The following is an 18125-nucleotide window of genomic DNA, read 5'->3' as shown; positions in this document are numbered from 1 at the left end:
TCAATAGCTGAAAAATTGGTCTCAATCGGGTAGAGTCTGCCGTTCGATTTTTTCCATACCGCCATATGGCGGGTGTTTCTATACCGATTAAATAAGAGGCGAAACCCATGGCCGATTTTCAGATTGCCCCCTCCATCCTCTCCGCTGATTTTGCTCGTCTTGGCGAAGAGGTCGACAACGTACTGGCGTCGGGCACCGACATCGTCCACTTCGATGTAATGGACAACCACTACGTGCCTAACCTGACCATCGGACCGCTGGTCTGTGATGCATTGCGTAGCCATGGTGTTACCGCTGATATCGATGTTCACATGATGGTCAAGCCGGTTGATCGCATCATCCCCGATTTTGCCAAGGCGGGTGCCACCTACATCACTTTCCACCCTGAGGCCTCTGAGCATATCGATCGTAGCCTCGGTCTGATCCGTGAGCTTGGTTGTAAGTCAGGTCTGGTATTCAATCCTGCTACTCCACTGTCGCACCTCGACTACGTGATGGACAAGGTCGACATGATCCTGCTGATGTCGGTCAACCCCGGTTTTGGTGGTCAGAGCTTCATCCCTGCGACCATGGATAAGCTGCGCGCTGCACGCAAGATGATCGATGAGTCGGGCTTCGATATCCGCCTTGAGATCGACGGTGGCGTGAAGGCTTCTAACATTCGTGAGATCGCCGAGGCGGGTGCCGACACCTTCGTCGCCGGTTCCGGTATCTTTGGCAATGGTCAGGCGTCTGATGCAAACGGCTACGACACCATTGTTAAGGAGTTCCGTGACGAGCTGGCTAAGGTCGGTAGTTAATCGCGTTAAATCAATCTATAGAGATACCGCGAAGGACGCTAAGGGGCGCAAAGTAAAACCAGCTCTGGTTAGCTTTGTGAGACTTGGCGTCCTTTTCGGTTAAAGAATTTATGTCTGTAAAAAAACCTGAAATGATCCTCATTGATGTCGATGGCACACTGGTCGACAGCGTTCCCGATCTCGCCTATTGCGTCGACGAGATGATGAAACAGCTCGATATGCCGGTACACGGTGAGACGAAGGTGCGAGACTGGGTCGGTAACGGTGTTGAGCGTCTTACCCGTCGTGCCCTGATCGGTCAGCTCGATGGCGAGCCCGATGATGCGCTGTTCGAGAAGGCCTATCCGGTCTTCCTCGATCTCTACGCTGAGAATACCTCCAAGCGCAGTATGCTCTATCCGGGTGTGACGGAAGGTCTCGCGTACCTCAAGGCGGCTGGCTTCAAGCTCGGCTGTGTCACCAACAAGGCGAGTCAGTTCACCCTGCCGCTACTGAAGGATCTCGGTATTCACGACGAGTTTGAGATCATCATCTGTGGCGATACGCTGGCGAAGAAGAAACCCGATCCACTGCCACTGCTGCATGCAGCGGAGTTCTTTGGCGTTGAACCGGCCAATGCGACCATGCTGGGTGATTCGGTCAGTGATGTGAAGGCGGCACGCGCAGCGGGCTTCCAGATTATCTGCATGAGTTATGGATATAACCACGGCGTCGATATTCGTGACTCGAATCCCGATGCGGTGATCGACTCGATGGCCGAACTTGAAGGGTTGTTGGGAAGTCTGGCAGCCTAAGCCCAAAGATCATTACCTGGAGCAGGAAGATGAACGGAGAACGAATAGCGGAGCGATGGTGTAGCTAACACTACCCCCTTTTTTCATGCTTCGTTTATTAAAGAATAACTCCAGGTGATGACAGATGAATCAACAACAGTTCAATGCACTCGCAGCCGAAGGCTATAACCGTATCCCACTGATGCGCGAGGTGCTGGCTGACCTCGATACCCCGCTCTCCACCTATCTCAAACTGGCCGATGCGCCCTATACCTATCTATTAGAGTCGGTGCAGGGCGGTGAGAAGTGGGGGCGTTACTCCATTATCGGATTGCCCGCACGTACGGTGCTCTCCGTTAAGGGGCATGAGGTAACCGTTAGCTGTGATCACGTGGTGCTTGAGCAGAGCACGGAAGAGGATCCACTCGCCTTTATCGAGCAGTTTCAGGCGCGTTACAAGGTGCCAGAGGTTGACGGTCTGCCGAAGTTTACTGGCGGTCTGGTCGGCTACTTTGGTTACGACACGGTGCGTTATATCGAGCCGCGTCTGGGCGAAAGCCCCAATGAGGATCAGCTCGGCAATCCCGATATTCTGTTGATGCTCTCCGATGAGGTGGTGGTATTTGATAACCTCAGCGGCAAACTTTTTGTGGTGGTCCACGCCGATCCGAGTGATGCGGCTGCGCTGCAGAAGGGTGAGACACGTCTTAGCCAGCTGGTGCGTCTACTCGATGAGCCTCTAAAGCGGGCACCCCACGTGCAGAGTCGTAAGGTGAGTGAAGATGATTTCGTCTCTGGCTTTACTCAGCAGGGATTCGAAGAGGCGGTTGCCAAATCGAAGCAGTACATTACTGATGGTGACATCATGCAGGTGGTGCTTTCGCAGCGACTCTCGATACCCTACGAGGCACCACCGCTCGACCTCTACCGCTCGCTGCGCAGTCTCAACCCCTCGCCATACATGTACTTCCTCAATCTCGAGTCGTTTCATATCGTCGGCTCCTCCCCTGAGATTCTTACCCGCTATGAGGACGACAAGGTCACTGTGCGACCAATTGCTGGCACCCGTCCACGCGGCAAGGATGAGGCGGAGGATCGAGCGCTAGAGAAGGAGCTGCTTGCCGATCCCAAGGAGCTGGCTGAGCACCTGATGTTGATCGATCTAGGGCGTAATGATGTTGGCCGAATCGCTGAGACCGGTAGTGTAGAGCTGACCGAGGAGATGGTGATCGAGCGCTACTCTCACGTGATGCACATCGTCTCCAACGTTGAGGGTGATCTGAAGAAGGGGATGAGTGCGATGGATGCCCTGCGTGCCACCTTCCCAGCCGGAACTGTATCGGGTGCCGCCAAGGTGCGTGCAATGGAGATCATCGACGAGCTGGAGCCGGTAAAACGTGGTGTCTATGCCGGTTCGGTCGGCTATCTCGGCTGGCACGGCAACATGGACACTGCCATCGCGATCCGCACCGCCGTGATCCAGAACCGTACCCTCTACATGCAGGCGGGAGCCGGTATCGTCTACGATTCAGTGCCGCGCAATGAGTGGGACGAGACGATGAACAAGAGCCGCGCCGTGTTCCGTGCTGCAGAGATGGCCGCTAAAGGGCTGGATAACGCTCAGCACCGTTAGCAGTGTGCTGGGTCGTTGTGCACGACCCATACATCCTCTGCATTACGATACGCATTGACCGGTAGTGATGACGGGAAATTGCGACTCGACGAGAGCGCCGTTATTCGTGACTCTCATCATTTGTTGCACTGAACAGCAGGCTAAAAAAAGATCTCTCTGCTGAGTTCAAGCGGGTATCGGAGTCCTTAGATGAAGATGGCTCTGCCGTGATATGAGGTTTGTGCGCGCCCAGATGACGCCTCTCACTTAAGCGCCTGCAGTTGAGGCGGCGATCACTCCTTGGTCATGCCAGATAGTTCTCAATAACATGCTCAACCCATTCGGGCGAACCGAAGGGAAGGTCTAACTCACGCCGGTCACTGGCCCTCCTATCAATCATTGCTCGCGTAACCATAGAATTGTTCGCCTCCTGTCGTTGTCACAGACCAAGCCCATGGCCTCAGGGTCTACTCATTGAGACCCTGATGGGGTCCCTTAGTTCTTTAATAAGAGCTGGCGGTGGCTTATATGAGGATAATGTGAGTGATGAAGTCGATCTCTCGATTTCATGTAATTGGTTGATATAGTTTGTGTTAATGGTTGGTGGTAGAGCTTGTTTCGCACGACGATGGAAAATCCTGATAAAAGTACTATGTTTTGTGTCGGCGTAGACGTTATCTAGCCGATTCACGGCTAAATAACCCCATCAACTGTCCCATCAAACGAAGACAAGGAGGATGTCATGGCACGCTATTACATCGATTGTCGAGACTATCCCAGTGACAAAAACTGCTCAGTAGCGCTCTCCGCTGATAGTAAGGAGGAGCTCCTTGATGCAGCCATTCAACACGGTACCCGAGTACACGGTTACGAGGACTCACCTGAGTTCAGAGCAGAGATGACCAAGATGTTCAAAGAGGGATCTGCACCACCCTAGGAGCAGATCAAAGAGAAGGCCGGGGCTGGTCGCGGGTTATCTCATTTTGAGTGATCTATGCACTGGCCCCGGCAGCTGCTAAGAAAGAAATCAGTAAATGATAGATGCAGTCCGCACGGTTTTACCCTTTTCCCTTACCCGCACATACACACCCAATATCTAAGTTCTCAAGGCCACATCGAATGTAGTGATAAATAGAGATATCTCAGGGCAGTGGTAGTGCGTGATAATCTCTATATGATTGGATGTTGGGCATGCAGGATATGGTCTTCTCTGGTTGCCTCTTCTACTCGAGTTCAGAGTTTTATGACATGTGGAAAAAATGGATTTTCTTGGTCTGGATTGAGCGTTGAGAACATATAACAAGAGCTATACAACACTACTGCTCATCGGTTTTGGCACCATGCTGATGCTGATGATTGGTTTGATGGCTGCGAGTCTGGCCTCGATGGACAAAACACGTCATCAGCTCGATAAAGTCGTTGATGACCATATGACCAAGGTAGCGTTATCAAAGCAGATGCGAACCGCTGCGCGTAGTCGCACGCTGATTCTATTTCGACTGATTCATATCAGTGATCCTTTTGATCGTGACGATGCGTGGATGAAATACAATCAGAAGGCCATCGACTTTATTCGTGCGCGTAATGCAATTCTTGATATGCCAATTTCCGAGATCGAATCGGGGCTGCTCACAGAGCAGGGAAAAAAATCGCGGGTGGCTATTCCTATTCAGAATAAGATCCTTGATCTGATTAATGAGGGTTACATCAAGGAGGCCAGTTCGCTTCTAAATGTGGCAGCCGTACCTGCGCAGGCAAATGTATTGCGCGTTGTTGACGATTTCGATGTCTACCAGAATGCCAAGGTACGAGAGGCACAAAATTGGGCTATCGAAGACATGGAGTCGATGCGTCGCCTCATCTTGATTGTGGGGATCGCGGCGTTAATGATCGGTGTGGCAATCGCGTTGATTGTGATGAGAGTCATTCGGCAACGAACCGAGATCGATATCTACCACGCAACACACGATACTCTGACTCGCCTACCAAACCGCGCCCTGTTGCTCGACCGGTTGGAACAGTCGTTGTTGAACTCGAAACGGAGTGGAAACACTATTGCTCTGATGTTTGTTGATGTGGACCGATTTAAGTCGATCAACGATACCTATGGTCATGCAACGGGTGACCTGGCACTGCTCTCTGTCTGTGACACCATTCAAGGCCAGCTACGTGAAACGGATACTCTGGCCAGATTAAGCGGTGATGAGTTTATTGTATTAATGGAGAAAGCTGAGAATCAGGATGATATTGGTAGAATCGCTGAGAGAATTCTACAGGCGTTCAAAAAGCCTGTTCTACTCAAAGGGATTAGTGTTGAAATTGGTGTAAGTATCGGTGTCTCACTTCACCCCGAACACGGAGAGACTCCGGAAACACTAATTTCGAATGCAGATACTGCTATGTATGAGTCGAAGAAAAAGGGAAGAAATTGTTGGAGCCTCTTTCAGAGCACTTAATTTGTTGGCGTACTGATCAGCTGGTTGAGGAGATTCATGAATCTTCTATAGTTCTTAGAGGTTGCCAGTAAAACACGCAGAATCAGAAAAGGGGCCAAATGGCCCCTTTCGCTTAGATCATTTACTGCAGGTTTGTGTTTCTACCATTACAGCTAAAGCAGACTTACAGTCTACTTCTGCTCCTGAGTTTGATCCTTCTCTTTGTTTGTATCTGTTGCATTGTTCTGCTCTTGATCCTGCTCTTTGGTTGGCGCGCTCTCTTCGCCGCCACAGCTTCCACAACAACCCATTTTGAAACCTCATACGTTTGTGTTTAAGGGGAGCGATACTAACACCGGTTCAAGGGTGGAGTGTTGATATAGGACAAGAGTGGTTGTTGATCACTCCGGTGTGTCCTCTATGTCGGGTGTGATTAACATGTGTGCATAGGTGGTGAGGTAGATGGCGTAGGCCAATACCCAAAGTCCGCCAGCCAGGGTAATACTCCAGTTGCTGTAGGAGGGTGCTACGGCGGGGAGGAGTACCCGCACTGCAGCGCTAAGCAGAATTGAGATATAGGCCAGAGTAATGATGCGGGGCGGCTTAAGCGGGCGACCAGTATGACCTAATGTGATGCGGGAGATCATTGCCAGAATCATTCCCCCCATCGCGCCGACCGTGAAGCTGTGGAGTGCAGTGCTGGGGTTCTCAATCAGGCCGATGCTAAAGAGCGCGAGAAGGAGAAAACCCAGAGGGATAAAGAGGTAGGCGAGGTGGAGAGACCAGAGTAGTGGTTCGTGCCAGCAGTGTTGGATTCCCCAGCGCAGTGCTCGTCCACCGTTAGACAGCGCCCCGATAGTTGCGATCACAAACAGCAACCACGCAGGAAGTGAGGCAAAGCCGAACCAGGCCATAATCAGCGTCAGGATGATTGTGGTAATACTGGTGATCTCAAGCCAACGAATGGGCTGGGCCTTACGACAGTTAGTGGTGGTGAAGGCGGGTATGACGCGCCCCCCAAGGAAAGCGATGATCAAGACAAACCATAAAATGGCGGCGTGCAGTGTCTGCATGGCCAGTGCTGTCTCGCCCACTGTTACCGCCCAGTGTGTGACTCCATTGAGAAGTGTGAGTGTCAGAAGCAGAGGTATGAATATCAGATTGCGCCACTGTTTGACCTTAATAATGGGGTAGGCCATTGCGATGGTGAGCAGTAGTGGATAGAGCAGGTCGGCGGTGATGATGATGCCAGCCGGCAGGCTGCCACCAAAGGCGATCAGTAGGCGTGTTGTCAGCCATGCGCTGATCAGGACGAGTAATCGTTTGCCCTGAAGTGCTGTAATGCCTGTCCAATTGGCAACGGCGGTGAGCAGGAACCCGCCGACGATAGCGGCACCAAAGCCAAACAGCATTTCGTGGCCGTGCCACCAGAATAGACCACCGTAGGGTTGCCAGTTGAAGGGGGTGAGCCAGAAGTAGACCCACCAGGCGATGGCCACCACAGCGAAAAGGGTGCCACCGAGAAAGAGGGGCCTGAAGGCCAGGCTTAGTAGTGGCGGTGTTGCCGCTTTGGCGTGATTGTTACTCAATGAAGTTGAGCGGATTCTGTACGAGCTGTATCGAGTTCATCCATTTAGCTCAGCATGGGTGGCGGCAAAGGCCGCAATCGCCTTGTCCAGATCCGCTCTGGTGTGTGCCGCAGAGATCTGGGTGCGAATGCGTGCCTTGCCCTTAGGCACCACCGGGAAGAAGAAGCCGATGGCATAAATGCCCCGCTCGAGAAGTCTCTTCGACATCTCCTGAGCCAGATTCGCATCACCCAGCATTACTGGCACGATCGGGTGTTCGCCATCGGCGATGGCAAAGCCTGCGGCTCTCATGCCCTCACGGAAATATTTTGTGTTCTCTTCGAGTCGGTCACGTAGTTCGGTAGAGGCCGAGAGCATCTCCAGTACCTTGAGTGAGGCGGCGCAGATGGCAGGAGCAACGGTATTGGAGAAGAGGTAGGGGCGTGAGCGCTGGCGCAGCATATCGATAATCTCTTTACGTCCCGAGGTGTATCCACCCGAGGCACCGCCGAGTGCCTTACCGAAGGTGCCGGTGATGATGTCGACACGATCCATCACGCCGCAGTGTTCGTGTACACCGCGTCCAGTCTTGCCCATAAAACCGACCGCGTGGCAGTCGTCGTGATGCACCATGGCGTCGTACTGGTCGGCCAGATCGCAGATCTTGTCGAGCCGGGCGATGGTGCCGTCCATGGAGAAGACGCCATCGGTGGTGATCAGGATACGACGTGCGCCACCTGCCCTGGCCTCTTTGAGTTTCTCTTCCAGATCGGCCATGTCGTTATTTTTGTAACGGTAGCGGGCCGCCTTACAGAGACGCACGCCATCGATGATCGAGGCGTGGTTAAGCTCATCGGAGATAATCGCATCCTCCTTGGTGAGGATGGTCTCAAACAGGCCGGTGTTGGCATCGAAACAGGCGGCGTAGAGGATTGTCTCCTCCATGCCGAGAAACTCGGAGACCTTCTGTTCGAGTGTTTTATGAATCGACTGGGTGCCGCAGATAAAACGTACCGACGAGAGGCCAAAGCCCCACTGGTCGTAGCTCGCCTTCGCCGCCTCGATCACCTCCGGGTTGTTGGCCAGCCCGAGGTAGTTGTTGGCGCACATGTTGATCACCTCGCTGCCGTCAGCGAGGGTGATGTCGTTTTTCTGCTCCGAGGCGATAACCCGTTCGGTCTTCCATAGCCCCGAATCTTTGATCTCCTGTAGCTCTTTTTGCAGGCTCTCTTTGGCGCTTTTAAAACTCATAACAAATCCTCGATATCTAATTCATACGGACAACAGAGGGTTTGTACCCGTAGCGGCGGCGATCACGCCGCGAGTGTTGTCGGAAGGTACGCTCTGCTAGCGCTCACTCCAATCCAGAATCACCTTGCCGGAATCTCCCGAGCGCATCACATCGAAGCCCTTCTGGAATTCACTGTAGTGGAAGTGGTGGGTGATGATCTTCTCCAGCGGCAGGCCGCTCTGCACCATCATCACACCCTTGTACCAGGTCTCGAAGATCTCGCGACCGTAGATGCCCTTGATGTGCAGTCCTTCGAAGACCACCTTGGTCCAGTCGATGCCGGTGCCATCGGGCATGATGCCAAGCATGGCGATGTGGCCGCCGTTAATCATGTTGCCGAGCATGACGTTAAAGGCCTGCGGTGAGCCCGACATCTCCAGCCCCACATCAAAGCCCTCCAGTATGCCGAGGCTGCGCATCAGCTCCTTGGTGATCTCTTCTTTTTTAACATTGATGGTGATCGCCTTGGGCACGATCTTCTTCGCCAGATCGAGTCGGTACTCATTCAGATCGGTGATGACAATATTACGAGCGCCGGAGTGGGCCGCCACCATCGCCGCCATGATGCCGATGGGGCCCGCTCCGGTGATCAATACATCCTCACCGACCATGTTGAAGGAGAGGGCGGTGTGTACCGCGTTGCCGTAGGGGTCGAAGCAGGCGAGCACATCGGTGGGAATCTCGATGTTGGGGCGGAAGACGTTCTTGGCCGGGATCGAGAGGTACTCGGCAAAGCAGCCGTCACGATTAACGCCGACACCGATGGTGTTGGGGCAGAGGTGGCGACGGCCCGCCAGGCAGTTACGACAGCGCTCACAGACAATGTGCCCCTCGCCAGAGACGACATCACCAATACTCAGACCGGTGACGTTGGCGCCCATCTCAACGATGGTGCCGGCAAACTCATGGCCGATGGTCATCGGCACCGGAATGGTCTTCTGTGCCCACTCGTCCCAGTTGTAGATATGCACGTCGGTGCCGCAGATGGCGGTTTTCTCGATCTTTACCAGCACATCGTTGCCGCCGACCTCGGGGAGTGGCACCTCTTCGAGCCAGAGTCCCTCTTTGGCATGCCGCTTAACTAACGCCTTCATTCTCTTCATAACGCACTCTATGTCGGTGATCTGTTGATCTTGAACGTTTCGGGTTTAGCGGGCCAGAATAGCACCTGCCATGCGTTGTGTGTGGGTTTGGCCGAAGCCATCACGGAGCAAAGGTGGTAGTCGGTCCCGAATCGGACATAAGAGCTTTGCAGAGAAGTTGATATACTGCGTGGCCAAAGGGTGAATCGCTTACCCGCTCGTTTATTTGGACCCCGATTCAGACTCGGGCAGACAGGATAGTACTGATATGTTGTTGATGATCGATAACTACGACTCTTTTACCTACAACCTGGTGCAGTATTTTGGTGAGCTGGGTGCGGAGGTTGTGGTGCACCGTAACGACCAGATCACGGTTGATGAGATCGAGACGCTGGCGCCGGAGCGGATCGTGATATCCCCGGGGCCCTGCACACCCAACGAGGCAGGTGTCTCGCTGGCGGCAATCGATCACTTTGCGGGCAAGCTGCCGATTCTCGGTGTCTGTCTCGGCCATCAATCGATTGGACAGGCGTTCGGTGGCAAGATCATCCACGCCAAGCAGATCATGCACGGCAAGACCTCAATGGTTCATCACAACGATCAAGGTGTCTTCAAGGGGTTGAGCAATCCCTATGAGGCGACTCGTTACCACTCGCTGGTGATAGAGCGCGAAACGATGCCTGATTGTCTGGAGCTGACCGCCTGGACCAAGACGGCTGATGGTGAGATAGATGAGATCATGGGCGTACAGCACAAGAGCCTCAATATCGAGGGGGTACAGTTCCATCCTGAGTCGATCCTTACTCAGCATGGTCACGATCTGTTGAAGAACTTCCTTGAGATGCAGGGCGGTAGTCGCAGCTAGCGACCTCGCCTCCGTGACTCCCCCTTCGACTGCTGCGCCCCGGTTGGCGCTGCCTCTCTCCTTTGTGGTGGCGATGCTGGCGATGCTGGCACCGTTTACCATCGATACCTATCTACCCTCTTTCCCCAGTATCGCCAGTGAGTTTGGCGCCAGCGATCTGCAACTGCAGCAGACGCTGAGCCTCTATCTGCTCGCCTTCGCTGTTTCGACACTTATATATGGACCGCTCTCTGATGGTTTTGGTCGCCGTGGTGTGGTGCTGCTGGCGCTGCTGGTCTACGTTGCCAGTTCAGTCGGAGCGGCGCTGGTGGTCGACATCGATCAGCTGATTGTGATGCGCATCCTGCAGGGGCTCTCGGCCAGTGCCGGTCTGGTGGTGGGGCGTGCGATGGTGCGTGATCTCTACCACGGCCATGAGGCACACCGGGTGATGGCGATGGTGATGATGTTGTTTGCCATCGCTCCGGCTGTTGCCCCCCTGGTGGGTGGTCTGCTGCAGAGTTGGCTTGGCTGGCGTTCAGTCTTTCTCTTTCTTGCTCTGCTCGGTGCGCTGGTGACGCTGCTGTTCTATCTCGGCATCCGTGAAACGCTGCCGCGCGATAAACGCCACTCGATCCATCCACTGAAGGTTGGGCGCCTCTACCTCAACGCTTTTGTATCACCGCGTTTCATGGGGCTGACGATTGCGTTTTCACTGATGTTTGGTGGCTTCTTTCTCTATGTGGCGGGTGCGCCGGTGGTGATTTTTGAACATCTCGGATTGAAGAGTAACGATTTCTGGCTGCTCTTCATCCCGCTGGTCTCGGGTATGGCGGTCGGTTCGATGCTGTCACGACGCATGGCGGGGCGTATCGCACCGGAATGGATGTTGGCCGCTGGTTTTTTGATCATGGTGGTGGCGGGGCTGCTGAATGTTGCTCAGTCGCTCTGGCTGGAGACGACCCCCCTTACGGTCATTGCACCACTGACCCTCTACACCTTTGGTGTGGCGCTGGTGATCCCGATCCTTACTGTGATGGGGCTCGACTGCTTTCCGAAAAATCGTGGTATGGCCTCGGCGATGCAGGGTTTCCTGCAGATGAGTTACGGTGCGCTGGTGGCCGGTGCGCTGGTGCCGCTGTTTGCCCATGCGCTCACCTCGCTTGCGATGGCGATGCTGCTGCAGTGTGTGGTGGCGACACTGATCTGGCTAGCGGTTGAGAGCTTCACGGAAGCCCCAGTCGAAGAGGACGTTTCTTGACCCCTCTGCTGTAGGGCGACAGAATGTTCGGCTATTCCCAAACATAACTATTAGATAACCATAGGTAGCGAAATTATGGATATGCAGGCGGCGATTCGCGCGGTGACTGAGAACCGCGATCTGAGTGGCGAAGAGATGGGCAGCGTGATGAAGCTGATCATGACCGGTGAGGCGACCCCGTCGCAGATCGGTGGGTTTTTGATCGGGCTGCGTATGAAGGGTGAGACGGTCGATGAGATCGCGGCTGCCGCCAAGGTGATGCGTGAGCTGGCGACCCGCGTTGAGGTGGGTGGAGCGAACATGGTCGATATCGTCGGCACTGGTGGCGATGGTAGCAACACCTTCAACATCTCTACGGCATGCACCTTCGTGGTGGCTGCGGCCGGTGGCCAGGTTGCCAAACATGGTAACCGCTCGGTCTCCTCCAAGTCGGGCAGTGCCGATCTGCTCGAGGCGGCTGGCGTGAATCTCGAGATCACCCCTGAAGAGGTGGCGGAGTGTATCAATCAGGTGGGTGTCGGTTTTATGTTCGCTCCCAAACACCACAGTGCGATGAAACACGCCATCGGCCCGCGCCGGGAGATGGCGGTACGTACCATCTTCAATGTGCTCGGTCCATTGACCAATCCTGCCGGTGCGCCCAACCAGCTGCTAGGTGTCTTTGATGGTGCGTTGGTTGAACCGCTGGCCAATGTGATGAAGCAGCTCGGTAGCAACCATGTGCTGGTGGTACACGCAGAGGATGGCATGGATGAGATCAGCATCGGTTCACCCACCCAGGTGGCAGAGCTTAAGGATGGTGAGGTCACCACCTACACCATCACACCTGAGCAGTTTGGTATCAGCAGTAGCAGTATCGATGCGCTGGCCGTTGACGGTGCGCAGCAGTCGTTGGAGGTGATTCGCAACGTACTGCACGGCGATGCAGGTCCTGCAATGGATATCGTAGTGCTCAATTCAGGCGCGGCACTCTACGCCGCTAACCTGACCGACTCGCTAGAGGCCGGTGTTGAGATGGCGCGTGAGATGATCAACAGCGGCGCGGCCTGGGCCAAGCTCGACCATCTGGTGCAGGTGAGCCGTGGCTTTGGTGACCACCTCGAGGAGGAGCTCTACCAGGGCGAATAGCGCCGGGTGGAGAATATAACGATGAGTGATACTCCCGATATTCTGAAAAAGATCGTCAACCGCAAGCTTGAGGAGATTGAGGAGCGCGTTGCCAACACCCCGCTGCAACAGCTTCGTGATCAGGCGGAGCACGCCTTGGCGCCGCGCGGTTTTGTACGTGCCATCGAGAACAAGATCGTTGCCGGTCAGGCGGGTGTGATTGCCGAGATCAAAAAGGCCTCCCCATCGAAGGGTGTGATCCGCGAACACTTTGTACCGGCCGAGATTGCTGCCAGCTACGAGCGCGGTGGTGCGGCCTGTCTCTCGGTGCTGACCGATATCGATTTCTTCCAGGGGGCCGATGAGTATCTGCAGCAGGCACGTGCAGCCTGTGCGCTGCCGGTGCTGCGTAAGGAGTTCATCATCGATCCCTATCAGGTCTACGAGGCACGGGCGATGGGGGCGGACTGCATCCTGCTGATCGTGAGCTGTCTTGATGATGTGCAGCTGCGTGACCTGAGCGCACTGGCAGTTGAGCTCGGCATGGATGTGTTGATTGAGGTGCATGATGAGCAGGAGCTGCAGCGCATGTTGCCGCTGGGGCTGCCACTGGTCGGTATCAATAACCGTAATCTGCGCACCTTTGAAACCTCGCTCGATACGACGATTCGTATGCTGGAGCTGATTCCCGATGAACACATCGTGGTCACCGAGAGTGGTATCCATACCCCCAACGATGTGGCGCAGATGCGTGCCAACAGCGTTAACGCCTTCCTGGTCGGCGAGGCCTTTATGCGCGCCGAGGAACCGGGTGAGCGTTTGGCGGAGCTCTATACAGAGTAGGTTGTGATGATAACTCAGCAGCAGAGAGAGGCTAGTTAGGTGTGAAGCGTTACACTCTCTATGCGCTGTTGCTGATCCTGCTGATGGGCTCTCTGCTCGCCTGGTTGTCGTGGAGCCGCTTTGATGATTTCAGGCGCTACCACGATGAGACGGCTCAGCTCTCAGCAGAGGGTGTTGCCGATGAGATCAGTCGGCTGGTGGCAGAGAAGCAGCGTATGGTGCAGCTGTTTGCTCATGAGCATGTTCCACAGCTGGGCGAGATCATCAACAATCTTGATGACGAGCACTTGATGATGCTCTCCGGCCATATTAACGACTACTTCCCAAACTACTTTGCCGTCACCCTGACCGATGAGAAGGGTAAGCTGCTGATCGAGGATTTTGATGGTCTGGTCGGCGATGCCTGTCGGCACGATATCAGCACCTTCATTCGCGATGGTAGCTACACCCTGAGAATCCATCCCCACATCGATGTCTACCATTTCGACATCATGGCGCCCTTTGAGAGTGGTGGAAAACGCGGTGCGCTTTTCATCAGTCGCTGACCGCCATGGATAGCGGGGCGCCGTAGGCATAAACGGTCGCGTTAAGTATTTGCCGCTTGCTTGGGCTTGGACGCCCAAAACAAGCTTCCGCAAAAATAGCGACTCCCCGATTTCACGCCGATCTGCTCGGCGGCATCCTGCGTAGCACCCAGACCCCCAGTCATCGCCTGATGCTGATCTACCCCTCGGGAGAAGATCTTATTGAGGTGACGGCCGAGGGACCACGTATCAATCTCGACCGTCACGACTATCGACTCAGCGCTGAAGAGCGCAGTCGCATTATGAAGCGCATCCCAATACCGGGGACCGCCTGGGAGGCGGTCGACATGCATGACCCCGAGCTCTTCTCCAGTTACCGGCAACAACTGCTATTGCAGATGGCGGTGATTCTGCTGCTCTTCTCGGCTGTGGTAATGGCGATGCTCTACTCGTTGGGACGTGCCGAGCAGCGTCGCCGTATGGCCGAGCAGCACAAGGATGATTTTCTCTCCAACGTGAGCCACGAACTGCGCACCCCGCTGACCTCGATTCGCGGTTCATTGGGACTGGTGATCAACGGTGTGGCGGGGGAAGTGTCGGAGAAGGCGAAGGGGTTGTTGGATATCGCCTTGAACAATAGTGAGCGGTTGAGCGGTATCGTCAATGATATTCTCGATCTGAAGAAGATCGAATCGGGTCAGATGGAGCTGGAGCAGAGTAGGCACGATCTTGTCATGCTGGTGCGACGCGCAATCGAGAGCAACCATAGCTACGGTGAACGCTTTGGCGCCGAGTATGTGTTGCTTGAGGCGCCCGATTCAGTGGAGGTTGAGGTCGATGGAAATCGCATCTTGCAGGTGATGACAAACCTGCTCTCAAATGCCGCCAAGTATGGTGCGCGGAATGACCGGGTTGAGATCGTTATCAGCGTGAAGGGCGAACGTGTTCGGGTGAGTGTAACCGACCATGGTGAAGGCATTGATGAGGCGTTCCATGAACGGGTGTTTGAGCGCTTTGCCCGTGAGGGCGATAGCTCGATTGAGCGCCCCGATGGCACCGGGCTCGGACTCAATATCAGCCGGGTGATCATCGAGGCGCACAGGGGTGAAATCGACTTCGATTGCGCTGGTCGTGACGGTACAACCTTCTACTTCGAGCTGCCGGTATCTTAGTAGCCGTGTGTTTTCAGGTTACGACTCAGCGCGTTCCGTAGACAACAATTGTTTTGCCCTTGGCCGAGATCAGGTGTTGATCCTCGAGCGTCTTTATTACACGTCCGACCATCTCTCGTGAACAGCCGACAATCCTTCCCAGCTCCTGGCGGGTGATCGATATCTGCATGCCGTCTGGGTGAGTCAGTGCATCGGGTTGGCGCGCCAGGTCGAGCAGGGTGCCAGCAACACGTCCAGTGACATCAAGAAAGGCAAGGTCGCTTACCTTGCGACTGGTATTACGCAGTCGGGTTGCCATCTGTGAAGAGAGGGCGAAGAGGATGTCGGAATCGTCCATCGCCAGCTGACGGAAGTTGTTGTAGCTGATCTCGGCCAGCGTGCATTCGGTGCGGGCGCGCACCCAGGCGCTGCGGGTACTGTCGTCAAACAGTCCCATTTCGCCAAAGAAATCACCGGGATTGAGGTAGGCGAGCACGATCTCGCGACCATCATCGTCCTCGATCAGCACCGAGACCGACCCTTCGACGATGTAGTAGAGCACGTCGGGTTTGTCACCTGCGACGATGATCACCGTTTTGGGCGGATAGCGGCGTTTGTGGCAGTGCTCGAGAAAGCGGTCGATGACCGGGTTTCCGGTGTCCTGTGGAATCAATTTTGTCATTATTTACCCATCTCCATGAGGGAGTCTTTGCAGTTTATGGTATAGGGCCTCGGCTTGTCGAACTGTGATACGCTTCGCCGTCTCAGAAAGCGGGAGCAAGCGTTATGAAGGCGAGAATCAAGTGGGTTGAAGAGGCGACCTTTGTCGGTGAATCGGGTAGTGGTCATGCCGTCGTGATGGATGGGCCACCCGAGCATGGCGGCCGTGACCTGGGTGTGCGTCCGATGGAGATGCTGCTGCTGGGTATGGGGGGCTGCGCCTCATTTGATGTGATCCATATTCTCAAAAAATCGCGCCAGGATGTCACCAACTGTGTGGCAGAGATCGAGGCCGAACGCGCTGAGAGCGAACCCAAGGTTTTCACCAAGATTCATATCCACTTTATCGTCAGCGGCAACGAGCTTAAGGATGGCAAGGTGCAGAAGGCGGTAGAGCTCTCAGCCGAGAAGTACTGTTCAGCCTCTATCATGCTCGGCAATGCAGGTGTGGAGATCTCACACGATTACGAGGTTGTTGCGTAGTGAGCATGAAGCGTCCCAACCCCACCAGCGGTATGCGCCATGTGGCGCTCTATGTGGCTGATATGGGCGCAGCGGAACACTTCTATGTCGAGTTGTTGGGGATGACGGTTGAGTGGCGACCAGACGCCAACAACGTCTACCTCACCTCAGGCAACGACAACGTCGCCCTGCACAGCTCCCCGGAAGGTTACGACACCAGCGGCGATCAATCGCTCGACCATATTGGCTACATCCTCGAGACGATGCAGGACGTCGACGACTGGTTCGAGTTCCTGCGCGCTAATGGAGTGAAGATGAAGACTGAACCACGTACCCACCGCGACGGTGCGCGCAGCTTCTACTGTCTCGATCCCGATGGCAATACGGTGCAGATGATCTTCCATCCGCCGCTGGCAGGGCAAAGCTAGAAGATTGGGTCGGGTGGGGTCGGAGTCAGCATTGACTCCGACCCCTGTCTGTTAGGCAATATCTCGCAGCAATTCTGGCCACTGTGCATGTGAAAAGTAGTGGCCAGCTCCCTCAACGTAATTTGCCGTGGCCGATGGGATCGCAGCGACAAGGTATTCGCTGCTCTCAATAGGCACAGCCAGATCATCGGTGCCGTGCCAGAGCCGTGTCTTTGCGGTGACCTCACTGGGAGAGAAACCCCAGGGTGAGGCGATGTTGGCAATCTCCTGAACCCACCACTCAAGTCCCTGTTTTAATACGTCACCTGATGCCGCAATAAACCCAGGTCGTGTCTGCTCTGCGTTCAAGACGGCGTGGTCGCTGGCAGAGGTGGCTGACTGTAGAAGTGCAATAATGGCTTCTGGCGTGGTTAGACCAGAGAGCTGTTCCAGCAATGCGGCGGGATTGTGTACTGCTGTATCGTAAAGTGGACGTATTACGTCGGATAGTTTTGCGTGAAGTTCAGGGTTGTCGTAGGGGCCAACACTCGAGAAGAGATTGAGTTGTACTATGCGTTCCGGGTATTTAGCTGCGAAGGCACAGCCATATAGCCCTCCAGCAGAGAAGCCAATAATATCGGCGCGGTCGATGCTCAGTTGATCAAATAGCTGCAGTAGATCATCAGCAAAGCTAACGGCAGTTGATCCTTTCTGAAAGCTGCTTTTGCCAATGCCGGGCCGGTTGACTGAAATCATCCGCAGCCCCAGCTCCTGGTAGAGCGGTTCAAAACCCAGGTGGTCTCTTGCTGAGCCAGGAGTGCCGTGTAGATAGATACAGAGCCTGCCATCGGCAGGTCCCTCTTCCAGAACCTCCAGTCGGCGTCCGTCGGGCAATTTGATGGTGTGTATCAGTGTCGTCATGGTCATTCCTGTTACGTCAGTCCGGAGAGAAGTCGTACCAACTCGGCCTGACGTTGGGTGTCGGTCTTGGCAAAGAGCGCGCGCAGCTGGCTGCGTGTGGTATTGACGCTCACATGGAATCTGTTGGCCGCCTCGGCAGGGGTGAGGCCATCGACGATAGACTCTGCCAGACGAATCTCAGAGGGGGTGAGCTCATAGATACTCTTCAGCAACTCAGCGGGCAGTCTCGCTGACCGCCATGGATAGCGAAGCGAAGGCGGTTAGTCCGCGATAGTCGACGCCGTCTGCCTATTCGTAGTTGAGAGCGCGAGCGAACGACGAAGA

19 protein-coding genes are annotated in these 18125 nt (G+C 54.8%); 13 read left to right on the top strand and 6 right to left on the bottom strand.

Annotated features, from left to right (window positions below):
• Positions 1-107 precede the first annotated feature (107 nt).
• The 5 genes from rpe (at position 108) to BOW52_RS12540 (ending at position 5641) form a co-directional block, all read left to right on the top strand.
• A complete protein-coding gene (rpe, locus tag BOW52_RS12560) occupies positions 108-800 on the top strand; it encodes a ribulose-phosphate 3-epimerase (protein WP_078484427.1) in 693 nt (230 codons plus the stop codon).
• Positions 801-910: 110 nt separating this feature from the next.
• Positions 911-1594 carry a phosphoglycolate phosphatase gene (locus tag BOW52_RS12555; protein ID WP_078484426.1) on the top strand — a complete coding sequence of 228 codons (684 nt, stop codon included), beginning with the start codon at positions 911-913 and terminating at the stop codon, positions 1592-1594.
• 124 nt (positions 1595-1718) lie between these two features.
• Entirely contained in the window at positions 1719-3206 is a 1488-nt protein-coding gene (gene trpE, locus BOW52_RS12550) for an anthranilate synthase component I (RefSeq protein WP_078484425.1), read from the top strand.
• A gap of 721 nt (positions 3207-3927) precedes the next feature.
• Positions 3928-4122, top strand: coding sequence for a DUF1059 domain-containing protein (locus BOW52_RS12545; RefSeq protein ID WP_078484424.1), 195 nt, complete (start codon positions 3928-3930; stop codon positions 4120-4122).
• A 349-nt stretch (positions 4123-4471) separates the two neighbouring features.
• Positions 4472-5641 (top strand): diguanylate cyclase domain-containing protein, encoded by a 1170-nt coding sequence (locus BOW52_RS12540; RefSeq protein WP_135622354.1) that lies wholly within the window; start codon positions 4472-4474, stop codon positions 5639-5641.
• A 380-nt stretch (positions 5642-6021) separates the two neighbouring features.
• Here the strand turns inward: BOW52_RS12540 and BOW52_RS12535 are convergent, their stop codons facing one another.
• The 3 genes from BOW52_RS12535 to tdh all read right to left on the bottom strand — a co-directional run bounded on the left by BOW52_RS12535 (position 6022) and on the right by tdh (position 9573).
• Positions 6022-7209 carry an NnrS family protein gene (locus tag BOW52_RS12535; protein WP_172840336.1) on the bottom strand — a complete coding sequence of 396 codons (1188 nt, stop codon included), beginning with the start codon at positions 7207-7209 and terminating at the stop codon, positions 6022-6024.
• Between the two features lie 36 nt (positions 7210-7245).
• A complete protein-coding gene (kbl, locus tag BOW52_RS12530; RefSeq protein ID WP_078484421.1) occupies positions 7246-8439 on the bottom strand; it encodes a glycine C-acetyltransferase in 1194 nt (397 codons plus the stop codon).
• Positions 8440-8535: 96 nt separating this feature from the next.
• Complete coding sequence (gene tdh / locus BOW52_RS12525) at positions 8536-9573, bottom strand: L-threonine 3-dehydrogenase (RefSeq protein WP_078484420.1); 1038 nt, start codon at positions 9571-9573, stop codon at positions 8536-8538.
• Positions 9574-9829: 256 nt separating this feature from the next.
• Here tdh and BOW52_RS12520 point away from each other — a divergent pair, with 256 nt between their 5' ends.
• From BOW52_RS12520 to BOW52_RS12495, 6 genes are all read left to right on the top strand, one after another.
• Complete coding sequence (locus tag BOW52_RS12520; protein ID WP_078484419.1) at positions 9830-10426, top strand: anthranilate synthase component II; 597 nt, start codon at positions 9830-9832, stop codon at positions 10424-10426.
• Positions 10427-10439: 13 nt separating this feature from the next.
• Positions 10440-11666, top strand: coding sequence for a multidrug effflux MFS transporter (locus tag BOW52_RS12515; RefSeq protein WP_236725734.1), 1227 nt, complete (start codon positions 10440-10442; stop codon positions 11664-11666).
• Between the two features lie 75 nt (positions 11667-11741).
• A complete protein-coding gene (gene trpD, locus BOW52_RS12510) occupies positions 11742-12794 on the top strand; it encodes an anthranilate phosphoribosyltransferase (RefSeq protein ID WP_078484418.1) in 1053 nt (350 codons plus the stop codon).
• Positions 12795-12815: 21 nt separating this feature from the next.
• Positions 12816-13616 (top strand): indole-3-glycerol phosphate synthase TrpC, encoded by an 801-nt coding sequence (gene trpC / locus BOW52_RS12505; RefSeq protein ID WP_078484417.1) that lies wholly within the window; start codon positions 12816-12818, stop codon positions 13614-13616.
• 41 nt (positions 13617-13657) lie between these two features.
• Entirely contained in the window at positions 13658-14161 is a 504-nt protein-coding gene (locus BOW52_RS12500) for a hypothetical protein (RefSeq protein WP_078484416.1), read from the top strand.
• Positions 14162-14217: 56 nt separating this feature from the next.
• Positions 14218-15312, top strand: coding sequence for a sensor histidine kinase (locus BOW52_RS12495; RefSeq protein WP_135622352.1), 1095 nt, complete (start codon positions 14218-14220; stop codon positions 15310-15312).
• A gap of 25 nt (positions 15313-15337) precedes the next feature.
• Here the strand turns inward: BOW52_RS12495 and crp are convergent, their stop codons facing one another.
• Complete coding sequence (gene crp / locus BOW52_RS12490) at positions 15338-15973, bottom strand: cAMP-activated global transcriptional regulator CRP (RefSeq protein WP_078484414.1); 636 nt, start codon at positions 15971-15973, stop codon at positions 15338-15340.
• A gap of 104 nt (positions 15974-16077) precedes the next feature.
• Between crp and BOW52_RS12485 the strand changes: the two genes are divergently transcribed.
• A complete protein-coding gene (locus BOW52_RS12485; RefSeq protein ID WP_078484413.1) occupies positions 16078-16494 on the top strand; it encodes an OsmC family protein in 417 nt (138 codons plus the stop codon).
• Positions 16495-16499: 5 nt separating this feature from the next.
• A complete protein-coding gene (locus tag BOW52_RS12480; protein WP_078484412.1) occupies positions 16500-16901 on the top strand; it encodes a VOC family protein in 402 nt (133 codons plus the stop codon).
• A gap of 51 nt (positions 16902-16952) precedes the next feature.
• On the opposite strand, the gene BOW52_RS12475 is transcribed toward BOW52_RS12480, so the two are convergent.
• A complete protein-coding gene (locus BOW52_RS12475; RefSeq protein ID WP_172840335.1) occupies positions 16953-17801 on the bottom strand; it encodes an alpha/beta fold hydrolase in 849 nt (282 codons plus the stop codon).
• Positions 17802-17812: 11 nt separating this feature from the next.
• Positions 17813-18013, bottom strand: coding sequence for a helix-turn-helix transcriptional regulator (locus BOW52_RS12470; protein WP_078484410.1), 201 nt, complete (start codon positions 18011-18013; stop codon positions 17813-17815).
• Positions 18014-18125 lie beyond the last annotated feature (112 nt).

Source organism: Solemya pervernicosa gill symbiont, assembly GCF_002020875.1.
Taxonomy (GTDB): Bacteria; Pseudomonadota; Gammaproteobacteria.
This window is presented reverse-complemented; position numbering and strand designations above follow the sequence as displayed.